General features: G+C 60.9%; 25 protein-coding genes and 1 riboswitch. Of the genes, 14 read left to right on the top strand and 11 right to left on the bottom strand.

What is annotated here, in order from left to right:
- Positions 1–156 precede the first annotated feature (156 nt).
- Positions 157–1,764, top strand: coding sequence for a fumarate hydratase (locus HFO71_RS05615; protein ID WP_221987632.1), 1,608 nt, complete (start codon positions 157–159; stop codon positions 1,762–1,764).
- Positions 1,765–1,789: 25 nt separating this feature from the next.
- On the opposite strand, the gene HFO71_RS05610 is transcribed toward HFO71_RS05615, so the two are convergent.
- Positions 1,790–1,996 (bottom strand): hypothetical protein, encoded by a 207-nt coding sequence (locus HFO71_RS05610; protein ID WP_077979208.1) that lies wholly within the window; start codon positions 1,994–1,996, stop codon positions 1,790–1,792.
- A gap of 349 nt (positions 1,997–2,345) precedes the next feature.
- Between HFO71_RS05610 and HFO71_RS05605 the strand changes: the two genes are divergently transcribed.
- The gene (locus HFO71_RS05605) at positions 2,346–3,413 is read left to right on the top strand and encodes a GGDEF domain-containing protein (protein WP_168304423.1); all 1,068 of its coding nucleotides are present in this window, start codon (positions 2,346–2,348) and stop codon (positions 3,411–3,413) included.
- A 339-nt stretch (positions 3,414–3,752) separates the two neighbouring features.
- Here HFO71_RS05605 and HFO71_RS05600 read toward each other — a convergent pair whose 3' ends face one another.
- The gene (locus tag HFO71_RS05600) at positions 3,753–4,364 is read right to left on the bottom strand and encodes a pyridoxamine 5'-phosphate oxidase family protein (protein WP_221987631.1); all 612 of its coding nucleotides are present in this window, start codon (positions 4,362–4,364) and stop codon (positions 3,753–3,755) included.
- 37 nt (positions 4,365–4,401) lie between these two features.
- The gene (locus HFO71_RS05595) at positions 4,402–5,382 is read right to left on the bottom strand and encodes an alpha/beta hydrolase (RefSeq protein ID WP_221987628.1); all 981 of its coding nucleotides are present in this window, start codon (positions 5,380–5,382) and stop codon (positions 4,402–4,404) included.
- A 47-nt stretch (positions 5,383–5,429) separates the two neighbouring features.
- Here HFO71_RS05595 and HFO71_RS05590 point away from each other — a divergent pair, with 47 nt between their 5' ends.
- Positions 5,430–5,897, top strand: a complete 468-nt coding sequence (locus HFO71_RS05590) for a MarR family winged helix-turn-helix transcriptional regulator (RefSeq protein WP_003540261.1) — start codon at positions 5,430–5,432, stop codon at positions 5,895–5,897.
- A 3-nt stretch (positions 5,898–5,900) separates the two neighbouring features.
- Here the strand turns inward: HFO71_RS05590 and HFO71_RS05585 are convergent, their stop codons facing one another.
- Complete coding sequence (locus HFO71_RS05585; protein ID WP_131665011.1) at positions 5,901–7,091, bottom strand: low temperature requirement protein A; 1,191 nt, start codon at positions 7,089–7,091, stop codon at positions 5,901–5,903.
- Between the two features lie 61 nt (positions 7,092–7,152).
- Positions 7,153–7,527: a gamma-butyrobetaine hydroxylase family protein gene (locus HFO71_RS05580; protein ID WP_032992510.1), complete on the bottom strand. Its 375-nt coding sequence runs from the start codon at positions 7,525–7,527 to the stop codon at positions 7,153–7,155.
- A 136-nt stretch (positions 7,528–7,663) separates the two neighbouring features.
- Here HFO71_RS05580 and moaA point away from each other — a divergent pair, with 136 nt between their 5' ends.
- Positions 7,664–8,710 carry a GTP 3',8-cyclase MoaA gene (gene moaA / locus HFO71_RS05575; protein WP_131665009.1) on the top strand — a complete coding sequence of 349 codons (1,047 nt, stop codon included), beginning with the start codon at positions 7,664–7,666 and terminating at the stop codon, positions 8,708–8,710.
- 296 nt (positions 8,711–9,006) lie between these two features.
- Here moaA and HFO71_RS05570 read toward each other — a convergent pair whose 3' ends face one another.
- A complete protein-coding gene (locus HFO71_RS05570) occupies positions 9,007–9,792 on the bottom strand; it encodes a class I SAM-dependent methyltransferase (protein WP_221987626.1) in 786 nt (261 codons plus the stop codon).
- 115 nt (positions 9,793–9,907) lie between these two features.
- On the opposite strand from HFO71_RS05570, the gene HFO71_RS05565 reads away from it, so the two are divergent.
- From HFO71_RS05565 to HFO71_RS05555, 3 genes are read left to right on the top strand one after another with little or no spacing between them, the layout of a single operon-like run.
- Positions 9,908–11,044, top strand: coding sequence for an ABC transporter substrate-binding protein (locus tag HFO71_RS05565; RefSeq protein WP_221987624.1), 1,137 nt, complete (start codon positions 9,908–9,910; stop codon positions 11,042–11,044).
- Positions 11,045–11,051: 7 nt separating this feature from the next.
- Positions 11,052–12,122 (top strand): FecCD family ABC transporter permease, encoded by a 1,071-nt coding sequence (locus HFO71_RS05560; RefSeq protein ID WP_221987622.1) that lies wholly within the window; start codon positions 11,052–11,054, stop codon positions 12,120–12,122.
- Positions 12,116–12,868, top strand: coding sequence for an ABC transporter ATP-binding protein (locus HFO71_RS05555; protein ID WP_132609164.1), 753 nt, complete (start codon positions 12,116–12,118; stop codon positions 12,866–12,868). Before HFO71_RS05560 ends, HFO71_RS05555 begins: the two co-directional genes overlap by 7 nt.
- A 21-nt stretch (positions 12,869–12,889) precedes the next feature.
- On the opposite strand, the gene HFO71_RS05550 is transcribed toward HFO71_RS05555, so the two are convergent.
- The 4 genes from HFO71_RS05550 to HFO71_RS05535 form a co-directional block, all read right to left on the bottom strand.
- Positions 12,890–13,840: a sugar-binding transcriptional regulator gene (locus HFO71_RS05550; RefSeq protein ID WP_132609162.1), complete on the bottom strand. Its 951-nt coding sequence runs from the start codon at positions 13,838–13,840 to the stop codon at positions 12,890–12,892.
- A gap of 21 nt (positions 13,841–13,861) precedes the next feature.
- Positions 13,862–15,328: an FGGY family carbohydrate kinase gene (locus HFO71_RS05545; RefSeq protein WP_221987620.1), complete on the bottom strand. Its 1,467-nt coding sequence runs from the start codon at positions 15,326–15,328 to the stop codon at positions 13,862–13,864.
- A 68-nt stretch (positions 15,329–15,396) separates the two neighbouring features.
- A complete protein-coding gene (locus HFO71_RS05540; RefSeq protein WP_012757733.1) occupies positions 15,397–16,353 on the bottom strand; it encodes a transketolase family protein in 957 nt (318 codons plus the stop codon).
- Positions 16,353–17,162, bottom strand: coding sequence for a transketolase (locus HFO71_RS05535; protein ID WP_029870790.1), 810 nt, complete (start codon positions 17,160–17,162; stop codon positions 16,353–16,355). The genes HFO71_RS05540 and HFO71_RS05535 overlap by 1 nt, the downstream gene beginning before the upstream one ends.
- Positions 17,163–17,367: 205 nt before the next feature.
- Between HFO71_RS05535 and HFO71_RS05530 the strand changes: the two genes are divergently transcribed.
- From HFO71_RS05530 to ribB, 7 genes are all read left to right on the top strand, one after another.
- Positions 17,368–18,348, top strand: coding sequence for an ABC transporter permease (locus HFO71_RS05530; protein ID WP_221987618.1), 981 nt, complete (start codon positions 17,368–17,370; stop codon positions 18,346–18,348).
- A 117-nt stretch (positions 18,349–18,465) separates the two neighbouring features.
- The gene (locus HFO71_RS05525; RefSeq protein WP_003540275.1) at positions 18,466–19,395 is read left to right on the top strand and encodes a sugar ABC transporter substrate-binding protein; all 930 of its coding nucleotides are present in this window, start codon (positions 18,466–18,468) and stop codon (positions 19,393–19,395) included.
- Between the two features lie 28 nt (positions 19,396–19,423).
- Positions 19,424–20,902 carry a sugar ABC transporter ATP-binding protein gene (locus HFO71_RS05520; RefSeq protein ID WP_221987617.1) on the top strand — a complete coding sequence of 493 codons (1,479 nt, stop codon included), beginning with the start codon at positions 19,424–19,426 and terminating at the stop codon, positions 20,900–20,902.
- A 22-nt stretch (positions 20,903–20,924) separates the two neighbouring features.
- Entirely contained in the window at positions 20,925–21,713 is a 789-nt protein-coding gene (locus HFO71_RS05515; protein WP_003540277.1) for an SDR family oxidoreductase, read from the top strand.
- Positions 21,714–21,741: 28 nt separating this feature from the next.
- A complete protein-coding gene (locus HFO71_RS05510) occupies positions 21,742–21,882 on the top strand; it encodes a hypothetical protein (RefSeq protein ID WP_165940254.1) in 141 nt (46 codons plus the stop codon).
- Positions 21,883–21,979: 97 nt separating this feature from the next.
- Positions 21,980–22,762 (top strand): glucose 1-dehydrogenase, encoded by a 783-nt coding sequence (locus tag HFO71_RS05505; RefSeq protein WP_077978351.1) that lies wholly within the window; start codon positions 21,980–21,982, stop codon positions 22,760–22,762.
- Positions 22,763–22,939: 177 nt separating this feature from the next.
- Positions 22,940–23,089: riboswitch (FMN riboswitch) on the top strand.
- A gap of 126 nt (positions 23,090–23,215) precedes the next feature.
- Positions 23,216–23,851 carry a 3,4-dihydroxy-2-butanone-4-phosphate synthase gene (gene ribB / locus HFO71_RS05500; protein WP_077978352.1) on the top strand — a complete coding sequence of 212 codons (636 nt, stop codon included), beginning with the start codon at positions 23,216–23,218 and terminating at the stop codon, positions 23,849–23,851.
- A gap of 86 nt (positions 23,852–23,937) precedes the next feature.
- On the opposite strand, the gene HFO71_RS05495 is transcribed toward ribB, so the two are convergent.
- On the bottom strand, positions 23,938–24,705 hold the full coding sequence (locus HFO71_RS05495) for an SDR family oxidoreductase (RefSeq protein ID WP_221987615.1): 768 nt from the start codon (positions 24,703–24,705) through the stop codon (positions 23,938–23,940).
- Positions 24,706–24,861 lie beyond the last annotated feature (156 nt).

The following is a 24,861-nucleotide window of genomic DNA, read 5'->3' as shown; positions in this document are numbered from 1 at the left end:
TCGAGGCTATTACGCTAGCCTCACCCACTGCGCGTGATGTAGCACGCGCGACCATGGCTTAACCTGCCAGACTCCGGCGCACCCTGATTGCTTTTGCCCCGCGGCAGATTTAGACCGGTTCCAATCTAGCGACGCCCTACCAGAAAGGTCACTTCGATGGCTGACGATCTCTTCCCCCTCGGCAAGGATACCACCCCCTATCGCAAGATCAGCGGCGACCATGTCTCGGTCGACACGTTCAAGGGCCAGGAGATCCTGACCGTCGAGCCGGAGGGGATCCGCCTGCTGGCCGAAACCGCCTTTGCCGACATCAACCACCTGCTGCGCCCCGGCCATTTGAAGCAGCTCGCCTCGATCCTCGACGATCCCGAAGCGACCGATAATGACCGTTTCGTCGCCTACGATCTCTTGAAGAACGCCAATATCGCCGCCGGCGGCGTGCTGCCCATGTGCCAGGATACCGGCACGGCGATCATCATGGGCAAGAAAGGCCGCAGGGTCTGGACCGAGGGCGAGGATAGTGCAGCGCTGGCCCGCGGCGTCATGGACGCCTACGAGAAGAAGAACCTGCGTTACTCGCAGCTCGCGCCGGTCAAAATGTTCGAGGAGAGGAATACCAGAAACAATCTGCCGGCCCAGATCGACATCTACGAGGAAGGCACCGACGCCTACGAATTCCTCTTCGTTGCCAAGGGCGGCGGCTCGGCCAACAAGACCTTCCTTTACCAGGGCACGCCCTCGCTTTTGACCCATGACCGGATGATCGACTTCCTTAAGGAGAAGATCCTGACGTTAGGGACGGCAGCCTGTCCTCCCTACCATCTGGCGATCGTCATCGGCGGCACCTCGGCCGAGATGAACCTGAAGACCGTCAAGCTCGCCTCCACCCGCTATCTCGACGAGCTGCCGACCGAAGGTTCCGAGAGCGGCCACGCCTTCCGCGACATCGAGATGGAGAAGGAAATCCACAAGCTGACCCAGCAGATGGGCGTCGGCGCCCAGTTCGGCGGCAAATATTTCTGTCATGACGTCCGTGTCATCCGCCTGCCTCGCCACGGCGCCTCGCTGCCGATCGGCCTCGGCGTCTCCTGTTCCGCCGACCGTCAGGCCAAGGGCCGGATCACCCGAGATGGCATCTTCGTCGAGCAGCTCGAAACCGATCCGTCGAAATACATGCCCGAGATCGACGAGGCGAAACTGTCGGAATCGACGGTGCGCATTGACCTCAACCGGCCGATGGCCGAGGTTCTCGCCGAACTCTCCAGGCATCCCGTCAAGACGCGCCTCTCCTTGACCGGCACCATCATCGTCGCCCGCGACCTAGCCCACGCCAAGATCCGCGAGCGGCTGGAAAAGGGCGAAGGCATGCCCGATTACCTGAAAAACCACCCGGTCTATTATGCCGGCCCCGCCAAGACGCCTGTCGGCTACGCCTCCGGCTCCTTCGGCCCGACGACGGCCGGTCGCATGGACAGTTACGTCGATCAGTTCCAGTCTTTCGGCGGCTCGATGGTGATGCTCGCCAAGGGCAATCGGTCGCGCGCCGTACGCGAAGCCTGCAAGAAACACGGCGGCTTCTATCTCGGCTCGATCGGCGGCCCTGCCGCCCGTCTTGCCCAGGACTGTATCCGCAAGGTCGAAGTATTCGAATATCCCGAACTCGGCATGGAAGCGGTCTGGAAAATCGAAGTCGAGGACTTCCCCGCCTTCATCGTCATCGACGACAAGGGCAATGATTTCTTCCAGGAACTGAATTTGGGGTGATGGGCAGGCTGCGTTGCCGCCCGTTCTACCGTGCCGACGCCTTATCCGACGCGGCGACATTCCGCGCTGTCACCGCCTCGCCCACGCTCACCACATCCCCGGCATCGACCCTTGCCAGGATCTCCGTGCGGAAAGCGCCGGCGAAGAAGCCGGTGTGCTCCAGCAGCAAGGTGCCGGCGGCGAGGACGGTGAATGCGAGGATGGCGAAAGAAATATGACGGGAGGTTTCCACGATCTCACGCCCTGGCTTGCAGGCTACGATCGGGTTTGTGCCGCCAAGAAATATCACTCCAAAATACCGGCACTGCAATACGAAACGGACAAAATCAGCTGTCGACAAGATGAATACGGTCTCCGGAAGAGAAGAACTGTAAGTTTTTCAGACACCGCTCCCGCTCAACGAGTATGCACTGTCCCGCTAAAGATACGTTTTTCCGTGAAGAATCATAGGTCTGATCGAAGTATTGCCCCATGGGGCATTTGTCGTATGTAATCCTTGGTATATATCGCTTTAATCTTTTCCCAACAAATTTAAGCTAACAAATAGAATATTGCCTTTGAATATATGAGGAGTTCGCCGGATGAATACGGCTGTCGCGCCCAAGGTGCAGATTCCCGACGTTGCGGGTCAGATCACCTATGCCATGCGCTCCATGGGCGTCGCGCCGATACCGCGCAATTACCAACTCTTCTACGAGGCCTATATCGGCTCTAATCCGGCCCTTACCCGCGAGCTCGCGGCCCTCGGCGGCCAGGTGACCCAGGCCGAACTCGATGCGCTCGGCGCGCAGCACTTCACCCACAGCCCGGCCCGTGTCTTCGACGATGCCCATACGCGCATATCAGGCGAACTCGACGGCCTGTTGCGCATTCTCCGGCAGGAGCAGAGCTCGCTCGAAAGCTACACCAGGCTGCTCGGCGAGACCCAGAAGCGCATCACCTCGAAGAGCAATGCCAGCGTTGAACTGATCGAAAACGCCATTGATCTTCTCAGCCAGGCGACCGGCGATACCATGGCGCATGGCGAACGCACCGTCGAGGACGTCATCCAGCGCTCTCAGGAGATGGATCAGGTCCGTAAGGAACTCGACGAATACAAGCGCATCGCCAACACCGACTCGCTGACACGCCTTTCCAACCGGCGCGCTTTCGATGACCGCCTCGCCGCTGTCTTCAACAATCCCGGCATGCGGCCGGTAACGGCGCTGCTGCTCTGCGACATCGACAATTTCAAGAAGATCAACGACACCTACGGCCATCCGGTCGGTGACAAGGTGCTCGCCACCGTCGCCTCCGTCATCCGCAGCAATGTCCGGCGCGACATCTTCGTCGCCCGCACCGGCGGCGAGGAATTCGCCCTCATCGTCGACGGCAACACGCCTGAAGAGGTGACCGCGATCGCCGAGCGCATCCGCCGCACGCTGGAGGCAACCCCTTTCAAGAATTCCCGCACGCGGGTAAATTACGGCCCGGTCACCGTCTCGATCGGCATCTGCATGGCCTCCAATGCCGAGGATGCCGGCGAACTCTACAGCAAGACCGACATCGCTCTCTACGGCGCCAAGAATGCCGGCCGCAACTGCACCATCCTCTATCAGGATGGCATGCAAAAGGATTTCACCAAGAGCTGGCTGATCTACAAGACGTGACGGTAATCCAGCGCGCACGCTGTCACAGGTAGTGACGGCGACAAGCTGCTATCCGGTTCGCGCCGCTTGCTCCCTCTTCTCCCCAGCGGGGAGAAGGTGCCCGTAGGGCGGATGAGGGGGCCGCACGGCACATCCTTCATGATTGCCCTTCGCTTGCGCTCAGCGCATTCGCTCCTGTCGTCGCTCACCCCCTCATCGCCTCGCTATCGCTCCGGCACTTCTCCCCGTTGGGGAGAAGAGGTATGTGGCAGCGCCTTATTCCGTCAGGAGCCTGAGGGAACGAGCGAGTTCGCCGCTCGCGGCGCCGAGTAAAAAGCCGGCCTCCACGGATATGATGTTTTACCACATCGTCTTCGCCGCCCGCCCCGGCCACTCCCGATCGTAGGTTTCCTGGTCGAAATCGCCGGTTGCGGCCTTCAGCAGCTGCCCGGGCGTCGGCAGCTTTGCCGGATCGGCGAAGTGTTCTCCATTCCAGAGCTCGGCTCGCATCACGGCGCGCGCGCATTGGAAATAGACCTCGTCGATCGAAATCACGACGACGGTACGCGGATGCTTGCCGTCCATCTCGAAGCTCGAAAGCAGCGCCTCATCGTCGGAAACGACGCCGCGGCCGTTGATGCGCATCGTCGTGTTCGAGCCGGGAATCAGGAACATCAGCGCCAGTCTTGGATCGCGCACAATGTTGGACAGCGAATCGACCCGGTTGTTGCCGCGCCAATCCGGCAGATGCAGCGTCTCGTCGTCGGCGACGCGCACCACGCCGCCAAGATCGCCGCGCGGTGAACAATCGAGCCCTTCCGGCCCGACGGTCGCAAGCGCCGCAAATGGCGAGATCTCGATCATCTCCCGATAGAGCGGGGTCAATTTCTTCGTCACCTTGGTGACGGAGGCCGGCGAAAATCCGGCGCCGTAGATCGTGTTGAGCTCTTCGATGCTGCTGATGATTTTCATGAGGCGTCCCGCCGCGGCTTGATCTTCGCGACGGACGCTACAATGCCGCGCGCCTTGCCGGAAGCTCAAAAAACGGAATGATCTCCGCATCTTTTTTGATGCTTTCATCAGGCACTTCACCCACGCCCCGATCGCCGTCGAGAAACGCCGCGATCGCGGCAAGAACCGGCTCGGCGCCGATGATGCGCCGGTGGCCGAAACCGTTCGCCCAGAACAGCTGAACGCCCTTCCCCGCTGCGCCATAGCGCCTGGCATGGAGAGACGACACCTCCTTATCATCTTCGGCATGGATGACGAGCACCGGCCGGCCGATGACGCCCGCCGCCGCGCCGGCGTCGAAATCCTCAAGTCTCCGTCCGGTGACGCGATGCACCTCATTCTCCAGCGCCGCTTGCGCTGCAGGGCGAAGATCGACCATCCGGCCGAAATCGGTAAACAGGCAGCCCATCTCGCTCGGCGCGCCGATCAGCACCAGTCTCTCCGTGGTGACAGGCGCCACGCCAGGCAGCAGGCCCGCCGCCGAGACCATCAGTGCAGCACCGCCAAACGAATGGCCGATCGCCGCATCGAATGCGCCGAAGCGCTCCTCGGCCGCCGCGATCGTCTCGACCGCAAGCCCCATATGCAGGAAGCGCCCGCCGGAACGGCCGTGGCCGGGAAAATCGAGCGCCACGACCTCCGCGCCCGTTGCCGAAAGCATCGAGACGAGTTCGGCCATATATGCCGCGCTCGATCCCCAGCCATGCGTCACCAGATAGCGCTTGCGTTTGCCCCTCGCCCCGCCGTTCAGCCGATAGGCATGCGCTTGACGCCCGCCGGCGAGCCGGAGGGTAAAACGTTCGGCACCGGCAAGCCGGACCGCACCCGCTGCATGCGCCGCCCTCGCCTTTGCTCCCTTCGGCTTTGCCAATGGCGTCCGGCAGAATAAGCGGAACGCTGCCCTCCCCGCCAGATCAGGCGAAACCCCCTGCAGCAGCAAAAACCCGAGGCGGGTGACGTCAAGCGCAAAGTTTGCCATAGTGAGATTCCAAAAGACTGTTCAACACTGAACAATAAAGTACAACGATGAACAAAAATCAATCCCTTCCCTGGGATCATCCGCGTTTTCGCAGCTGGATCGCGGTGGCTCGCGCTTGCCAGCTGATGCAACAATCTCTTGCCCGCTCGCTTGCCGATCTCGACATCAAGCCGCCGCACCTCGATATCCTGGTCAATCTCTATCGTTTCGAAGGAATCTCGCAGCAGGAGCTGGCGCGCAAACTCCTGGTCGGCCGCTCCAACATGAGCATGCTGCTGCCGCAGATGGAGAAGCGCGGTCTGCTTCTTCGCCGCGATGACGAGCGCGACAAGCGCGTGCTGCGCCTCTATTTGACGCCAGAGGGTCGAAAGCTGAGTGAGGAAGCCATGGCCATCCAGACCGGCCTCATCGACCGCGTGCTGTCGGATGAGCCGATAGAGCAATGCATGGCGACCGCCGATTCAATGGAGCGGATCATCACCGTGCTGCTGAAAGATCTGCGCGACGAGGACTGATGTTCAATGCAGCGTCGGCGCCGCCTCCGTACCGGTCAGCGAGCGGTACTCCCAGGCGGCGACGACGATCAGCACCAGCGTCGCCAGAATGCCCATCAGATAGACCTCGATGAAGGGCGCGACAAAGGCAAGCAGGATCAAAAACACCAGGCCGGCAAGATGCGAGAGCGGCATCCGCCCGCTGGTCGCGCCCTTGAACCAGAGATTGCCGATCAGGAACAGGCCGGAACCGCCGAGCACCGCGGCTGCGATGCCGAGATCTCCGGTTTCGTGCGGATGCGAGAACATGAATTCAACTGCCACCGCATGGACGATGATGCCGGCGAGGATAGGGATATGCCCATAGGTGAAGGCCTGCCGCGCCAAGCTTCCCGGCGTCTCATCATGCTCGATGCGGTGGGCGGCGCGCCCGTGACCGAAGCGGAAATAGAGCCACCACATGGCGACCGTTCCGACGAAACCGGTGACGAAGACGACGCCGGTCAGGCCCGAAAACGGCAGCTCCGAAAAGGTGCGGCCGGAAACAAGGATCGCTTCGCCGAGACAGATGATGACGAAGAGCGCGCAGCGTTCGGCCATATGCGCCCCGGAAACGTCCCAGTCCCGCGCCGTCGAGCGGCCGAGCCCCGGCACGGCAAAGCCCGCGGCCGGCCCGGCATATTCGATCGCCAGCGCAATCGCCCAGGCGATCAGCCGGGCTTCATGCTCAAGCAGCCCGCCGGCGATCCAGAAGACGCCCGATACCGCGAGCCAGGTTGTGATGCGGACGAAATTCAGCGTATTGGCGCGGTCGACGCGCGTCATCGCATAGGTCGTAAACAGCGAGCGCCCGACCTGCATCGCTACATAGGCGCCGGCAAACAGCAGGCCCTTGTCGCCGAAAGCCTCGGGGATGGAGGCAGACAGCAGCAGCCCGAGCATCATCAGCGCCACCAGCATGCCGCGCACCGGCATCTTGTCCGGATCGAGCCAGTTCGTCACCCAGGCCGTGAAGATCCACACCCACCAGACGGCGAAGGTCATCAGCGCCGCTTCGGCGGCACCGAGCGGCGTGTAGTGGGCAGCGAGCGCATGCGAGAGCTGCGAGATCGAAAAGACGAAGACCAGGTCGAAGAACAGTTCGAGGAAGGTCACCTTGTTGCTGCTGGCGCTGCCCTTGGCGCGGAGCCAGTTCTTTCCGTTCGTTTTCGCCATATGGCCCCCGATGGCTGGAATTATGGGTCTATTGAAACTGATAGCGGCGCGCTCGCGAGCGTCAGCGCGGCTTCTCCGCCGTATCGCGGTTCATGCCCTTTTCGCGGAGCTCGTCCTCATAGGCGGAAAATAGCTCAGCGCCCCGTTCGCCGAGCTCGCGCAGATAGGTCCAGGTGTAGATGCCGGTATCGTGCATGTCGTCGAAGCCGATCCGGACCGCGTAATTGCCGGTCGGCATCATCGAGATGATCGCGACATTGCGTTTGCCCGGCACCGTCACCTTCTGCCCCGGCCCATGGCCCTGCACCTCGGCCGAGGGCGACAGCACGCGCAAGAGTTCGGCCGACAGGTCGAAGCTCTGGCCGTCGTTGAAGGTCACCACTAGCCGCTGCCTGTCTTTCGAGACGCGAAGTTCGCTCGGCCAGATATCGCTCATCATTTTGTCCTCTTCTCATGCGAGGAGTAGGCGCTGATCTTTTTCGGCGCAAGCTGAAATTGGTATGCTCGCGCGGGCTGTTTCCCTTGACGCGACAATAGCATATGCCCACATTGATGAGACTACGGAGATACAGGTGAACACCAGAGTTGGAACGATAGGCAATGCATCGCCGCTGGTGGCAGGTGCGGACCCGATGATCGACCCCTTCGGGCGGGCGGTCACCTATCTCCGTGTCTCCGTCACCGACCGCTGCGATTTCCGCTGCACCTATTGCATGGCGGAGAATATGACCTTCCTGCCAAAGAAGGATCTCTTGACGCTGGAAGAGCTCGACCGGCTCTGTTCCGCCTTCATCGCCAAGGGTGTCAGCAAGATCAGGCTGACCGGCGGCGAGCCCTTGGTGCGCAAGAACATCATGTATCTGGTGCGCCAGCTCGGCCAGAAGATCGGCTCCGGCCTCGACGAATTGACGCTGACCACCAACGGCTCGCAGCTTTCCCGCCACGCCGAGGAGCTCTATGATTGCGGCGTGCGCCGGATCAACGTCTCGCTGGATACGCTCGACCCCGACAAGTTCCGCAAGATCACCCGCTGGGGTGATTTCGCCAAGGTCATGGAAGGCATCGACGCGGCTCAGAAAGCCGGGCTGAAGATCAAGCTCAACGCCGTGGCGCTGAAGGATTTCAACGATGCCGAGATGCCGGAGCTTCTGCGCTTCGCCCATGGCCGCGGCATGGATCTGACCGTCATCGAAACCATGCCGATGGGCGAGATCGAAGAAGACCGCACCGACCAGTACCTGCCGCTTTCAAAGCTGCGCGCCGATCTCGAAGACCAGTTCACCCTCGCTGACATCGATTACCAGACCGGCGGCCCGGCGCGTTACGTCAAGGTCGAAGAAACCGGCGGCCGCCTTGGCTTCATCACACCGATGACCCATAATTTCTGCGAAAGCTGCAACCGCGTCCGCCTCACCTGCACCGGCACGCTCTACATGTGCCTCGGCCAGAACGACGCCGCCGACTTGCGCGCCGCACTCCGCGCCACCGAAGACGACGACCTCCTCCACGCTGCCATCGACGAGGCCATCACCCGCAAACCCAAAGGCCACGACTTCATCATCGACCGCACGCATAATCGTCCTGCCGTCGCCAGGCATATGAGTGTTACGGGTGGGTGAGAAGCGGTCCCGCAAAGCGGGAGCAATCGATCCAGTGAATCGATTGCAGCTTCGAACGCCCTGAGCCCCGCGAAGGGCCGGGATACGGTGCGGCAGTTTCCCTCTTGTCTTCTCCCCAGCGGGGAGAAGGTGGCCCGCAGGGTCGGATGAGGGGGCCGCACGGCACACCCTTCATTGCCCTTCGCTTGCGCTCAGCGCATTCGCGGCTTTGCCCGCTCACCCCCTCATCTGCCCTGAGGGCATCTTCTCCCCGCTGGGGAGAAGAGGGAGCAAGCCGCAGCATCACCGCCAACCTATCACCCAGGCTTCCGCGCACAAATCGCAAACCGGTCCTGCACCATGCGCTCCAGCCCGCGCAGAAACGGCATCTTGCGCGCCTGCGCCCAATGGATGGCGGCGAGTTTGCGGTCGACGACAATATCGGCAAAACCGGCTTGGCGCAGAAGATCGACGACGGCTTCGGCCGGCATCAGGTTGGAGAAATGCACGCGTGAGCGGATCTTCTGGTGCCGCGCCATCATCTCCGGCGACATGTGGCTCGCCGGCGGCTTGCCAGTCACCTTCGTCCACAGCTTCTGCAGGCCCTTGACCCAGGTTTCCTTGCCCATATTGCCGTCGAGGATCAGCACCTTGCCGCCCGGCTTCAATACCGAGAACCATTCCTTAAAGGCCGAAGCCGGGTCGACCAGCGTCCAGACGAGATGGCGGTTGGTGATGACGTCGTAGCTATCCTTGGGTTCCAACGTGTTCTCTGCGTCGCCGGAGATGAAGCGGATATCAGTGCCGCGCTTCTTCGCCTTGGCACGCGCCTGCGCCAGCATCGCATCCGACCAGTCGAGGCCGGTGACCGCAAAGCCGGCATCATGCATGAGATGCGAGATGACGGCGGTGCCGCAGGCGAGATCGAGCGCCGCGCGCCCTTGGCCCTCGCCCAGATGTTTTCTGATCAGCCGCTGCCAGCCTTTCAGCTCCGCTTCCGAAAAGATTTCATGGCCGACGCTCTGGTCGAAGGTCGCCGCCCGTTCCGACCAGAAGTCGCGAATTTCGTCGCGGATGGAATAGTTCGTGTTCATGGAATTCATCTGAGGCACCCCGGCATCGGATCAGTTTGGAAAAGCTCTAAAACATAGAACTTGATTCATAAAGTCATATTTCTTATGCCTGCGGACATTATTCAGACCTCGGGGGAATTTCCAGATGAATTTCGTGAAAATACTCGCAGTCTCCGCAGCGGCGATTGCCGGCCTGATGCCGCTTTCGGCATGGGCGCAATCCTTCACCGTCAAGGATGTCGCGGGCCGCGAAGTGACCTTCGACAAGCCGGTCGAGCGTGTGATCCTTGGGGAAGGCCGCATGCTCTACGCGGTCGCGCCGATCGAGAAGGAAGATCCCTTCGCCAAGATCGTCGGCTGGCGCAACGATCTCTGGACCACCGACAAGGATGGCTTCAACGCCTATGTCGAGAAGTTTCCGAAGGGCAAGGACCTGCCCTTTCTGGGCAACCTGACCGACGGAACGCTGCAGACCGAGACGGTCGTCAAGCTTCATCCCGATGTGCTGCTGCTGCCGATCGGTAACAAGACGGCCGCCGATGAGGTGAAGCTCGAAGACATGCTGAACGGCATCGGCGTGAAGATCGTCTATATCGATTTCCGCGAGCATATCCTCGCCAACACCGAGCCGAGCCTGAAGATCCTCGGCCAGATCTTCGGCCATGAGGACCGCGCCGAAGCGGTCGCGAGCTCCTGGAAAGAGCAGATGGCGCGCGTCACCGACAAGCTGAAGGTCGCCAATCCGCCGAAGCCCAATGTCTTCATGTATCGCGCCGCAGGCCTCGTCGAATGCTGCGGCACCTTCGGCCCCGATAATTTCGGCCTGATGGTCGATTGGGCCGGCGGCCATAATCTCGGCTCCGATTTCCTTCCGGGCTATACCGGCTCGATCAATGCCGAGCAGGTCGTCGCCTCCAATCCCGACGTCATCGTCGTCACCGGCTCCAACTGGAGCGAGAGCAAGAACGCCAAGGACTTCGTGAATGTCGGCCCGAATGCTGCCGCGACCTTCGACGACAGCCGCAAGGCGCTGAACACGCTGATGGAAAACCCTGCCTTCACCGGCTCAAGGGCCGTTGCCGGCGGCCATGTCCATGCGATCTGGCACCAGTTCTATACGAGCCCCTACCAGTTCGTCGCCGTGCAGCGGCTCGCCAAGTGGTTCCATCCCAACCTCTTTGCCGATCTCGATCCGGATGCCACCTTCAAGGAATTCCACGAAAAATTCCTGCCGGTCGCCTACCAGCCGGGTTACTGGGTCGACGCCAAGGCGGGAAAGTAAATCCGAAATGGCCGAGATCGCCGCCATATCGATCGAAGCCGAAGCCGGGAGGGAGCGCTACCGCGCCCTTGCCCGGCGCAAGCTGTTGATCCTAGCCGCCATGACGGCAGCGCTCTGCTTGTCCTTTGCCGTCGATCTCGCCTGGGGCCCGGCCCGCTATAGTCTTACCGAAGTCGTGTCCGCCCTTCTCGACCCCTCCTCCGTTTCGGATCAGGTGCGGGCCGTCGTCTGGGGCATCCGCATGCCGGTTGCCGTAATGGCGATCGTCGTCGGAGCGTCGCTCTCCGTCGCCGGCGCACAGATGCAGACGATCCTCGCCAATCCGCTCGCCAGCCCCTTCACGCTCGGCATTTCGGCGGCGGCAAGCTTTGGCGCCGCACTGGCGATCGTCACCAGCGTTCCGCTTCTGCCTGTTGCAGCCGGCCTGCTGGTGCCGGTCAATGCCTTCATCATGGCGCTGATCGCCACGCTCTTCATCCATTTCGTCTCGCAGGCCCGCGGCGTCTCGGTGCAGACGGTGGTGTTGCTCGGCATCGCGCTGGTTTTCACCTTCAATGCCTTGCTCGCCTTCCTGCAATATCTCGCCTCCGAACAGGCCCTGTCGGCCGTCGTCTTCTGGACGATGGGCAGCCTCACCAAGGCCACCTGGCCGAAGATCTGGGTGACGCTCACCGTGCTGCTGGCAGCAATGCCGCTCTTTGCCCGCAACGCCTGGGCGCTGACGGCGATCCGGCTTGGCGAGGACAAGGCCGCGAGCTTCGGCGTCAATGTCCGCCGCATCCGGCTGGAGACCATGCTTGTGGTCTCGCTGCTTGCCGCAGTCCCCGTCAGCTTTGTCGGCACGATCGGTTTCGTCGGCCTCGTCGGGCCGCATATATCACGCATGATCCTCGGCGAGGATCAGCGCTTCTTCCTGCCGGGCTCTGTCCTGTCGGGCGCGCTGCTGCTGTCGCTGACCTCGATCGTTTCGAAGTCGATCATCCCAGGCGTCGTCTTTCCGATCGGCATCATCACCGCCCTGGTCGGCGTGCCCTTCTTCTTCTCGCTTATCCTCTCAAACAGGAGCCGGTCGTGGTAGCGCTTCAGTTGCAATCGGTCGGCGCCTATCACGGCCGCAAGCTCTTCGTCGAAGACGTGACGACGCCGGTGATCAAATCAGGTGAGGTCGTGGCGGTGATCGGCCCGAACGCTGCCGGCAAGTCGACGCTGTTCAAGCGCATCACCGGTCTGCTCAAAGGGCCGGGTCATATCGTGGTCGAAGGGTCCAAGGCGAAAAACGCCATCAGCTACATGCCGCAGGATACCTCGGCAAACGCGGTGCTGACGGTCTATGAATCCATCCTGCTGGCCCGCAAGCAGGGCCAGTCCTGGGCCGTCAGCGACAGCGATCTGCGCTTCATCGACGAGATCATGAAAGCGCTGGATATCACCGCCATCGCCTTCCGCGATCTCGGCGCGCTTTCCGGCGGCCAGCGCCAGCTGGTCTCGATCGCCCAGGCGCTGGTACGCGAGCCCGAGATCATGCTGATGGACGAGCCGACCAGCGCGCTCGATCTTCACCGCCAGGTCGAGGTCCTCGATTTCATGCGCCGCCAGGCGCGTAGCAAGGGCATGATCGTGCTGATCGCCATCCACGACCTCAACCAGGCGCTCCGCTTCGCCGACAAGGTCCTCGTCATCGCCAACGGCCGCATGCACGCCTGCGGCACCCCCCGCGACGTCGTCACCGCCGAGATGCTGCGGGAGATCTACCGGGTCGAGGCCCGGGTCGAGAAATGCTCGATGGAATACGATCATGTGATCGTCGATGGGACAGCGCATTGAGGTGGGCAACAGCCTGCCTCGTCAGTTGATCAATCGCTGCGCGGTAAACTTGTCCGTAACAAGCATGTCGATGACCCCCACGCGGAGCGCGCCTGCAATCGCGTCAGTCTTTTTGGATCCGCCGGCAAGAGCAATGACCCGGTCCACTCGTTCAAGATCCTCGAGTGGAAGGCCGATAACCCGGTCGTCCAAGGGCGTCTTGACCGGTTTGCCGTTCTTATCGAAGAAGCGAAGCGAGATATCGCCGACGGCTCCCGCTTCCGCGAGATCTGACAGTTCGCGAGACGAAAAGATATTGCCTGACCGTGCGAGAAGTTCGGACGGTTCGACCGCTCCGATTCCGACAACCGCAAGCGTTATGCTGCCGAACAGGTCCATCGTCTCCCGAACGTATGGATCGGCCTGCATCAGAAATTTTGCCTCTCTGGACGTCGTAACGCCCTGCACAGCGAGCAGTTTCGGCTCAGCGCCGGTCAGCCGAGCAAGCCGCGTGGTAAGCTGCGTCGCATGCGTCTGCACTGAAGGATCGCCCATGCCGCCAAGGGTTTGGACGACGTATTTCGCCTGAGCGCTTTTCAGGGGATGAATGTTCTCGACCATCTTGAAAATGGTCTGGCTCCAACTCGAAACGCCGATGATCTCCCCCGGCGCAAGCGTCACCTCCAGGAGATGTGCCGCTGCCTCTCCGATGCGGGCCATGATGGCTCCGTCCCGATCTTCCGTGCACTCGACGACGATCGCCTCCGGCAAATCATATTTCTCGCGAAGCGCGCTCTCAAGCTCGCTGTAGGTACCAACGGGAGGGGTCACGCTGGTTCGCACGATATCTTCAGCCTCGGCACGCTTGAGCATGCGCGACACCGTCGCCTGCGACAGGCGAAGGTGCTGTGCGATCTCCGCCTGTCGCCGCCCTTCCAAGTGGTACATCTGGGCGACCCTTGAGATGAGGCGGAGTTCATTGAGGCGAGTCATCGCTAATCCTGGGGTGAATTTTTATTCATCATTAGCCGTTGTTTCGCGTGCCGTCGAGCGGGCAAGTGCATCATTCCAGGTATTCAGAAGCACCGCTCGATCCACGGGTTCCGGGTCGATGATATGTGAGCTCCGGGGCAGCTCCGCGATAACCTGAAGATCGCTCCACAAGCCAAGTGAGAGACCCGCGAGATATGCGGCCCCCAAAGCCGACGCCTCGGGTGCTTCGCATTGGATCACGGGATGCTCGATGAGGTTCGAGACACACTGCATCAGGAAGCGGTTCTGGCTCGGTCCGCCGTCCACATAGAGCGCCCCGAGCTCGCCGCCGCTTTGTGCTCGCATGGCGGCGATCACGTCGTGCACCTGGAAAGCGATCGAGTCGGTTACCGAGCGCGCCATTTGCGCACGTGTCGTATTGAAGTTGATCTGGGAGAACAGGGCACGGGCGTCGGAGTTCCAATAAGGTGCGCCCAGTCCCACGAATGCCGGCACGAAGCCCGGTCCGCCCGGTTCGGCGCTCGCCGCAAGTTCGACAAGGGCCGCCACGTCCGAAAGGCCGAGAATGCCTGCCATCCAGGGGAGACTGGCGGCGCAAACGAGAATATTGCCTTCGAAAGCGAAAGTCGGCTTTCCATGGAGACGCCATGCGACGGTCGTTGTGACGCCGTTGCGTGGGGGAATAAATCGCGGAAGCGTCGTCATCACCGAAGAGCCGGTTCCGAAGGTCACCTTGCCATCACCCGGCTTGAATGCTCCATGACCGAACAGCGCAGCATGACTGTCTCCGATTACGGCCATGATCGGAGTTCCATCCGGCACGCCTGGCAACCCTTGCGTCCTGCCGAAGTCGGCAGAGCTGTCGAGTACCTCGGGCAGGAGCGCGATATCCACGCCGAAAATCTCGCCAAGTTCCTCGCTCCATCTCTGCTCCCGGAGATCGAACAACTGGCTCCTGGCGGCATTCGAAGCGTCGCAAACATGCCGGCGCCCGCCTGTCAGGCAGTGGACGAGCCAACTGTCGACCGTTCCCAGCCGCACCGGTCGCCCGGCCCGAATACGGTCGAGCAGCCATCGGAATTTCGAACCCGGGAACATCGGATCCAATGGCAGGCCTGTGAGCGCCTGCACACGGTGAAGATGGCCTTCGACGATGAGACGTTCACAATCCTGTGCCGTGCGACGGCACTGCCAACTTACCACCGGTCCAAGTGCTTCTCCCGTTTCGGCATCCCAGGCAGTGACTGACTCGCGCTGGTTGGAAATCGCCACGGCCTCGACAGCCACGTCGGGAGTGGCGTTCAGGCAGGCGTCGATCGCCTCGCAGACGGATGCGTAGAGCCGGCGTGGATCTTGTTCGACCCAGCCGGGTTTCGGATAGGTGATGCCGACTGGAGCCGAACCTCTGCCAACAATTTCTCCCTTTTCGGAAACCAGAACTGCCTTTGAATTGGTGGTTCCCTGGTCAATTGCCAGAATTGCCCGCATTCTATCCTCCCCAGATCAGATGGCAGCCGGGACGACAAAAAGCGTCCGGGCTGATCACGTCATCCCAGTTACTTGCGCCTGATCAGCGACTGCGCGGCGTCGGCGATTGCGGACGGCGCCATCCCGAATTCGTCGAGCAGGAACTCTGCAGAACCGGTCGGAGCGTAGACGCCGGGAACTCCGAGACGTTTCATCGGGACTGGAGCATTGTCGACCACCACTTCGGCTACCGCGGAACCGAGCCCGCCAAAGATCGAATGCTCTTCGGCTGTGACGATCGCTCCGGTTTCCTTCGCCGCAGCGATGATAGCCTCCTCGTCGATCGGACGAACCGTTGCAAGGTTGAGTACTCTGGCGTTGATGCCGCGTTCTGCGAGGATCTCGGCAGCCTTTAAGATTCGATGAGTCAAAGTGCCGTTTGCGATAAGGGTGACGTCGGAACCCTGGCGAAGGAGGTTTGCCTTGCCAAGTTCGAACTTGTGACCCTCCGGAAGGAGATCAGGCACACCTACGCGAGACAGACGCAGGAAACACGGGCCGTTGTAGGCCGCGGCCCACTCAACCGCGGCAGCTGTTTCGATGCGGTCACAAGGCGCAATGACCGGAAGATTAGGCAGAACCCGCGTCCAGGCAAAGTCCTCGATCGAGTGATGGGTCGGGCCGAGTTCGCCATATGCCATTCCAGAAGAAATGCCGACCAGCTTGACGTTGGCATTCGAATACGAAATATCGGCCTTGATCTGCTCCAGCGACCGTCCCGTTAGAAACGGAGCGGCGGCGCACACGAACGGAAGGCGTCCGCCATTGGCGAGGCCTGCTGCAACCCCCACCATGTTCTGCTCAGCGATGCCGACATTTACGAGGCGCTCTCCAAACTTCGCCTTGAAGCCGCCGAGCTTGGAGGAGCCCACGGAGTCGTTGCAGACGGCAACGATCGTTTCGTTTTCGGCTGCCAGCCGCTCAAGCGTAGTGGCGAATGCGTCGCGGCAATCGTAGAGCTTGGGTGCGTTTATTGGCGCGTTCATTACAGTGCCTCCGACAATTCTGCCAATGCGATTTCGTATTGTTCCTTGCTCGGTACCTTGTGGTGCCAGTCGACTCGGTCTTGCATGAACGAGATTCCATGGCCCTTGTTGGTGTGGGCCACGATGCAATGCGGTCTCGATCCCCGGTATTCGAGGGCTGAAACGACTTCGCTCATATTGTTCCCATTGATCTCGGTGACCTCCCAATCGAAAGCTTCAAGCTTCGGACGAAGCGGGGCGAGATCGTTGGTTTCCGCCAGGGCGGCGCCCTGCTGGAACCTGTTGTGGTCGATGACCAGCGTCAAGTTATCGAGCTTGAACTGCGCGGCTGCCATGATCGCTTCCCAGTTGGAGCCCTCCTGCATCTCACCGTCGCCGGTGACGACATAGGTGTGATATTTCGCGCCTGAGAGCTTGGCGGCTTTTGCCATTCCTATTGCGACTGGAAGACCGTGGCCGAGCGGCCCGGTATTCGTCTCGACGCCAGGAACCTTGTTGCAATTTGGATGCCCGTTCAGCCTCGAATGCGGCTGCAAGAAGGTGGAAATCTCTTCCTCCGGGATGAAGCCGCGTTTTGCGAGCGTCACATACAGCGCGCATGCAGTATGTCCCTTCGAAAGAACGAACCTGTCGCGGTCGGGGTGCTTCGGTTGATCGGGCCAAACATTCAGCACACGAAAATAGAGGGCAGTCAAAATGTCGATGACCGACATTTCCCCGCCAATATGGCCGGCGCCCGCTTCAAAGACCGCCTGGAGATCGCGCAATCGGATCTCGCGAGCGACCCGCTCGAGTTCTGTCGTATTCATGGATTCCTCTCATGCATAAATATTCAGTCGTCAATATTTTTGCACAAGACACCGATTAGTCAAGCCCTTTAAGCGCTACACCAACAGTTGCAAGTCTAGAAATCCTGTTGACAGCCGGAAACCAACTTGTTAATGAATTTTCCAGCATCAGTGAATATTTATTCGCAGAATGAATTAGCAGTCAGCCTAGGCATAGGGAGGAACAATGGTGGCGCTCGATATCAATGAACACGGGCTTTCGTCCGGCGCCTGGTTGAGCAAGCTCAAGGGAGCCACCGGCCCGCTCGTGGGGCTGCTCGCGCTTTGCGTTTTCCTGAGCCTCAGCACCGACACGTTTCTTTCGGTTCGGAACGGTCTCAACATCCTCGATCAGATCACTGTCCTCGGCATCATGGCCGTCGGAATGACCTTTGTCATTCTGATCGGCGGCATCGATCTTTCCGTCGGCTCGGCACTCGCTCTTGCGATGATGGTGATGGGCTGGACTGCGAATGTCGCCGGCCTACCGTTGCCGGTCGGGATCGTTTTTGCTCTGGTCGCATCGGGCGTTTCGGGCCTGATCGTCGGACTTCTGGTGACGCAGTTCAGGGTTCCAGCGTTTATTGCCACGCTTGCGATGATGTCCGCGGCTCGCGGCGTCGCAAATATGATCACGGACGGCCAACAGATCGTCGGATTCCCCGACTGGTTCATGATGCTGGCAATCGATCGCCATTTCGGCGTGTTGACAGCCACTGTGTTTCTCATGCTTGCGGTTGTTCTTGCCGCGTGGCTTTTCCTGCACTTCCGGTCCGAAGGTCGCATGCTCTACGCGGTGGGAGGAAATCCGGAAGTCGCGCGGCTGGCGGGCATCAACGTCCCGCTCGTGGCGATTGGCGTCTACGTCGCAAGTGCCGTCCTTGCGGGGCTCGCCGGCATCGTGCTCGCCGCCAGGCTGGATTCCGTCCAGCCGTCCAGTGGTCTGGGCTATGAATTGGACACCATTGCCGCGGTCGTCATCGGCGGGACTTCGCTCTCCGGCGGCGCGGGCGGCATCGGTGGAACGCTGATCGGTGTTCTTATCATCGGTGTGCTTCGCAACGGGCTCAATCTTCTCAACGTCTCACCGTTCCTGCAGCAAGTGATCATCGGCATCGTCATCGTGCTCGCGGTCGGCGCGGAGACCATTCGTCGGCGTCGCGCCTAACGAACGAGGTCCGCCGCGTTGGCGGACCAGGAATTCCGCTCCAAGGGTTTGGGGCGGATCAATACCCCGAGGGGGAGGACATACCCGAGGGTTCCATCAAACAACGGAGGAAATACAATGAAAATTGCGCGCACCATGCTCGCGTCTGCTGCCCTGCTCGGTCTCATGCTTGGCCCCGTACATGCGGCGGAACTGAAGAAGCTCGGCCTGGCCGTTGCCAACCTTCAGGCAAACTTCTTCAACCAGATCAAACAATCGGTCGAAGCCGAAGCCAAAAAGCGCGGCATCGAAGTCATCACGGTCGACGCAAAGGGCGACGGGCCGACACAGGTCAACCAGATCCAGGATCTTCTAACCCAGAAAATCGACGCGCTGATCTACATTCCGGCCGGCGCGGCGGCTGCGACCGTTCCGGTCAAGCTGGCGAAAAGCGCTGGTATCCCGGTCGTGAACGTTGACCGCAACGCCGAGGGAGCACCCGGCGATACCTTCCTTGCAACGGATTCCGTCGCGTCTGCCAAGGCCGTATGCGACTACATCCTGAAGGAAGCCGGCGGCAAGGGGAAGATGGTCATCATCCACGGCCAGAAAGGCACAACGCCGGAAGTCGATCGTTCGAAGGGCTGCGCTGAATCTCTCAAGGCATATCCGGACGTCAAGGTTGTCGCCGAGCAATTCTCAAACATCTGGAGCCAGGACGAAGGCTTCCAGATCATGCAGAATATGCTGCAGGCAAATCCGGACGTTTCGATCGTGTTCGCCCAGGCCGACGGCCTCGCCCTCGGCGCCGCGCAGGCGATCAAGGTCGCCAATCCGTCGCAGAAGATCGTGGTTGGCGGCTTCGATGGCGACACCGCAGCTCTCGAAGCGCTGAGCAAGGGCGTCTTCAACGTAACGGCGACACAGCAGACGCAGAAGATGGGCCGCGACGCGGTTGAAAACGCCGCCAAGCTTGTTGCCGGGGAGAAAGTGCCGCCGGTCCAACTCCTGGATGCCACGCTGACAACCAAGGAAAACGTCGCAGGCTTCATCGCCAACCATCCGTAATGAAGTCGAGGTCTAGAGGAGGTGTGCCGTGACTGATCCAGTTCTTTCCCTGAGGGGCATATCCAAATGGTATGGGCCGCTCCAGGTTCTGAAGAATGTCAGCTTGGACGTCTATCCGGGCGAGGTAGTTGCACTTCTCGGTGAAAACGGAGCAGGCAAGTCAACGCTATCGGGCATCATCGCCGGGTCCCGCACACCATCCGAAGGATCAATGACGTGGCTGGGGCAGCCTTATGCCCCGGCCACACCAAGGGAAGCGATCGACAAGGGCGTTGTCCTGATCCACCAAGAGCTGCAGCTTCTGCCGCAGCTGTCGATCGCGGAAAACGTGTTCATCGGACGCTGGCCGATGAAGAACGGCGTCGTCGACCGCGCCCAGATGGTTCGCCGGGCCCAGGACCAGCTCGCTCGCTTGAACCTTCACATACCCGCAACGCGGACGGTCGCCGGCCTTGCCACGGCAAATCAGCAACTTATCGAGATCGCCAAGGCGCTGGCTCTCAACGCAAAGCTCCTGATTCTCGATGAGCCGACAGCCGCCCTTGGCGGTGCGGAGACGGAAGCTCTTTTCGAACAGGTTCGGAAGCTTCGCTCACAAGGTGTCGGCATCGTCTACATTTCCCACCGCATGGAAGAGATCAAGCGAATAACCGACCGGATCGTCGTTCTTCGCGATGGCGAGCGCGTGCAGGAATTCTCAGACAGCGCGACCCCGGTGCGAACGATTGTCGAGAGCATGGTCGGGCGCCCGCTTGACCGCTTGTTCCCTACCCTGCCGGTTCCGACAGATCGTCCCGTACTCCAGGTGTCCGGGCTGAGCTCGCCGGACAACTCGTTCCGTGACGTTACCTTCGAGGTCCGGGCCGGGGAAATTCTGGGGATCGCCGGATTGGTCGGCGCCGGCCGCACCGAACTGGTGCGTGCGATTTCGGGAGCAGACCCAATCAGTGCTGGTTCGATCAAGCTGGAAGGCGAGGAACTCAGGCTGCGCGATCCGGCGGACGCAATCGCCAAGGGTATCGTGATGGTTCCGGAAGACCGCAAGGAGCAAGGCCTGATCGTCGGGCACCGGATCAGCGAGAACATTATCTATGCCAATCTTGACAAACTCGGCGGCGGTTGGATCACGCCGCGCGTCAAGCGCTCCTTTGCAGAAAAAGCAGTTGCCAAGTTCGGGGTAAAGGGCCGTGCTGAACAGCACGCCTCGGACCTATCCGGCGGCAACCAGCAGAAGGTCGTGATCGCGAAGTGGCTCATGCGCGATCCCAAGGTCGTCGTGCTCGACGAGCCTACGAGAGGCATCGACGTCGGCGCCAGAGCGGGCATCTACGACATCATCGTCAATCTTGCCAAACAGGGCGTCGCGGTCATCGTCGTAAGCTCGGACCTCGAAGAAGTTCTCGGAGTCTCCAATCGCATTCTCGTGCTTGCGCAAGGCAAGCAGGCGGGGATTCTCAATCGTGACCAGGCAAATGACGTTTCGGTCATGGAGCTAGCTACCATCTAAACAGACAGAGAAAGGAAGAGCGGTGTCCGACATCACTCTGAACGCCCCGAAGCTTTTCGATCTCAGCGGCCAGGTTGCCATCGTTACCGGAGCCGGCAGCGGTATTGGTCAGCGCATTGCCATCGGCCTTGCGCAATGCGGCGCCGACGTGGCGCTGCTCGACCGCCGAACCGACGACGGACTGGCCAAGACGGCTGAACATATTCGCGCCGCCGGCCGCCGCTCGATCCAGATCGCGGCGGATGTCACGAGCAAGTCTTCCCTTGGAGAGGCAATAGCACGTACTGAGGCAGACCTCGGCCCATTGACACTTGCAGTCAACGCGGCGGGCATCGCGAACGCGAACGCAGCGGAAGAAATGGAGGAGGACCAATATCAGACGTTGATGGATATCAACCTCAAAGGCGTCTTTCTTTCCTGCCAGGCAGAGGCTCGCGCCATGCTGAAAAATGGGCGCGGCTCCATCGTCAATATCGCCTCCATGTCCGGCGTGATCGTGAACCGGGGGCTGAGCCAAGCGCACTATAACGCCTCCAAGGCGGGCGTGATCCATATGTCGAAGTCTATGGCCATGGAATGGGTCGACCGCGGCATTCGCGTCAACACCATCTCCCCCGGATACACGGCAACGCCCATGAACACCCGTCCGGAGATGGTCCACCAGACCAAACTCTTCGAAGAGCAGACGCCGATGCAGCGCATGGCAGCGGTGGACGAGATGGTAGGTCCGGCGGTGTTCCTGCTGTCGAATGCAGCGAGTTTCGTGACCGGCGTCGATCTTCTCGTTGACGGCGGTTTCTGCTGCTGGTGATGGGAAAGCTCATTGCCGCCGCGGGAAAGTGACCGATCTCGCTTCCTCCCTAGCTGAGATCGAGGCGCTGAAGGGAATAACGGGCACGACGGCGTGCGATATCGTCGTCTGCCCGCCCTTCGCGCTGATTGAACGGACGGAGAGCTCAGGCGTCGTCATCAGCGCTTAGGACTGCCTGAATTCACGACAACCAGTTGAGCTCCCAATGATGATCGCATGGTAGTTCGCATCCAGATTTGCTGTTTATCGATGGACAAGGAAAGAGCATGAAACGCTTTGAGCAGAAGACCGTCGTCATTACCGGGGGTAGCCGCGGCATCGGAGCGGCGATCGCCAAACGCTTTGCGAAAGAAGGCGCCAATCTCGTCGTCTCGGCCAACGAGGAGCTGGTTCACGGCGTTGCCGAACAGATCCGGGCCGAAGGCGGCAAGGCGATCTCCTTCATCGGCGACGTCACCGACAAGGCGAGCGTCACCGCCCTCTATGATGCCGCCGAGAAGGAATTCGGCTCGGTCGACGTCTCGATCCAGAACGCCGGCGTCATCACCATTGCCCGCGTCGAGGACCTGACCGAAAACGAGTGGGACAAGGTCATGGCCGTCAACACCAAGGGCGTCTTCCTCTGCGCCCAGGAGGCGATATCGAGAATGCGCAAGCACAAGCGCGGCGGCCGCATCATCAACACCGCTTCCGGCCAGGCCCGTGACGGCTTTATCTACACGCCGCATTATGCCGCCTCGAAAATGGGCGTCGTCGGCATCACCCAGAGCCTGGCCAAGGAAGTCGCGACTGAGAAGATCACCGTCAACGCCTTCTGCCCCGGCATCATCGAGACCGACATGTGGGCCTATAACGACCAGGCCTGGGGCAAGCTGCTCGGCAACTACGCCCCCGGCGAGTTGATGAAGGAATGGGTCGAGGGCATCCCGATGAAACGGGCCGGCTCCGGCGAAGACGTCGCCGGCCTGGTGACCTTCCTCGCCAGCGAGGATGCCGCCTATATCACCGGCCAGACGATCAATGTCGACGGCGGCCTGATCATGTCCTGATACATTTCGCCCAAAAGTGTGCAGCGGTTTTGGGACAAAGATCAAACCACCAACGATGCACTGGGGCGACACGGTCGTCGCCTCCTGTGAACAGTGTGTCCATCGGCGTTAGGGCAGCTTTGCATTTTTGCCCGGTCGTGTGACCTTGCCATCCGCCTGTTTTTGATCCTATCTTTGAAATGTTCTCAGGGCGGGGTGTAATTCCCCACCGGCGGTATCAGGAGCAATCCTGGAGCCCGCGAGCGCTTCCGGCACCTCCTGTCGGAAGGTCAGCAGATCCGGTGAATGCCGGAGCCGACGGTATAGTCCGGATGGAAGAGGACAACACGGGCAGTCGCACTCCATCCCGGAGTCGGCCGACGTTTGTTCGCCCAAGGGCAGAAGGCTCGCTCACGGATTGAGCCGAGCAGACCATGTCAGTCCGCTGACATAACCCTTGAAAGGCCAGACAGCATGACTATCGCAACAATTGAAGATGCCATATCAGCCATTGCCAGCGGCAAGATGGTCGTCGTCGTCGATGACCAGAACCGGGAAAACGAAGGCGATATCGTGGTCGCGGCCGATGCCGTCACCCCGGAAACAATCGCCTTCATGATGACCCACGCCCGTGGCCTCGTCTGCATCGCCATGGAAGGCGAGCGCCTCGATGCGCTCGATATTCCGCTGATGGTGCCCAACAATACGGAATCGCACAAAACCGCCTTCACGGTCTCGGTCGATTATCTCAAGGGCACGACGACGGGCATCTCTGCGGCGGACCGCGCCGCGACCATCAGCGCCCTCGTCGACGATCGCACAAAGCCTGACGAATTCGCCCGCCCCGGCCACATCTTTCCGCTGCGCGCCAACCCCCGCGGCGTGCTCGGTCGCCCCGGCCACACCGAAGCCGCCGTCGATCTCGCCCGCCTCGCCGGAAGGACCCCGGCCGGCGTCATCTGCGAAGTCGCCAATGACGACGGAACCATGTCGCGCCTGCCCGAACTCACCCTTTTTGCCAAACGCCACAACCTCCTCCTCGTCACCATCGAGGATCTGGTCGCCTATCTCGAACGCCAGGCGGCAAAAGACGTACGCGAGGTCGCCTGATCGATGCCTTTGTTGCGGCGGCATAGCCCGCCGCAACAAAGAACATGCCGCAGTGATGACCCTGACGGCACCTTCGCTTGTCCGCCTTAAGTCCGGCTGATCGAAACGCCGCCGTCAGCCAGCATCGCCGTGCCGGTCACGAAGCTCGACATGTCGGAGGCGAGGAAAAGCGCCGCATTGGCGATCTCTTCGGGTTGGGCCATGCGTTTCAGCGCATGCAGTCCCTCGACGAAGGCAAGGACTTCTGGCGTGGCGTCCGGCGCGTTGGTGATGCTGGCGGGTGTGTCGGTGCCGCCGGGAAGTAGGGCGTTGACGCGGATGTTCTGCCTCCCGAGTTCAGCGGCGAGCACCTGCACGAAACCGATCAGCCCCGCCTTGCTCGCCGCATAAGCGGCCATACCAGGCATGCCGGCGGTGTGGCCGACGAAAGTCGAGGTGAAGATCAGCGATCCGCCGCGGTTTCCGATCGCCGCCGACTGGTGCTTAGCGCCGAGAAAGGCGGCGGTAAGATTGGTCTCGATCGTCTCGCGCCAACCTTCCAGCGCCAGTCCAGCCACAGGCGCCATGTCGCCGATGATGCCGGCATTGTTGAAGGCGATATCGAGCCCGCCGAAGCGCGAAACAGCGGTTTCCACGAGGCTTGCCTGCAACGCCTCGTCCCTGACATCGCCTGATATGGCGATGGCCTGACCGCCCTCCGCCTCGATTTCGGCTACGACGACCTCCAGCTCGTCCTGCCGCCGGCCGTTGACCACGAGCTTGGCGCCTTCCCGCGCAAAAAGTTTCGCCGCCGCGCGGCCGATGCCGGAGCTTGCGCCGGTGATGATGGCGATCTTGTCGTTCAGAAGAGTCATATCGGTTTCTCCTTCGTTGTTGCGGCATCTGAGATCTCAAACATCAGGCGATGCAGCCACCCGTTTCCCGCGCGGGAAAGGAAAAACCCGCCTATGGCCGCTGATTTCGGTCACAGCGACGCGCCACCGGGTCAGGTTCGAACCTTGATCGCCGCG

This window comes from Rhizobium laguerreae (assembly GCF_019778565.1).
GTDB classification, from domain to species: Bacteria; Pseudomonadota; Alphaproteobacteria; order Rhizobiales; family Rhizobiaceae; genus Rhizobium; species Rhizobium laguerreae.
The sequence above is the reverse complement of the archived record's forward strand: the minus strand, read 5'-3'. Positions and strand labels throughout refer to the sequence as shown.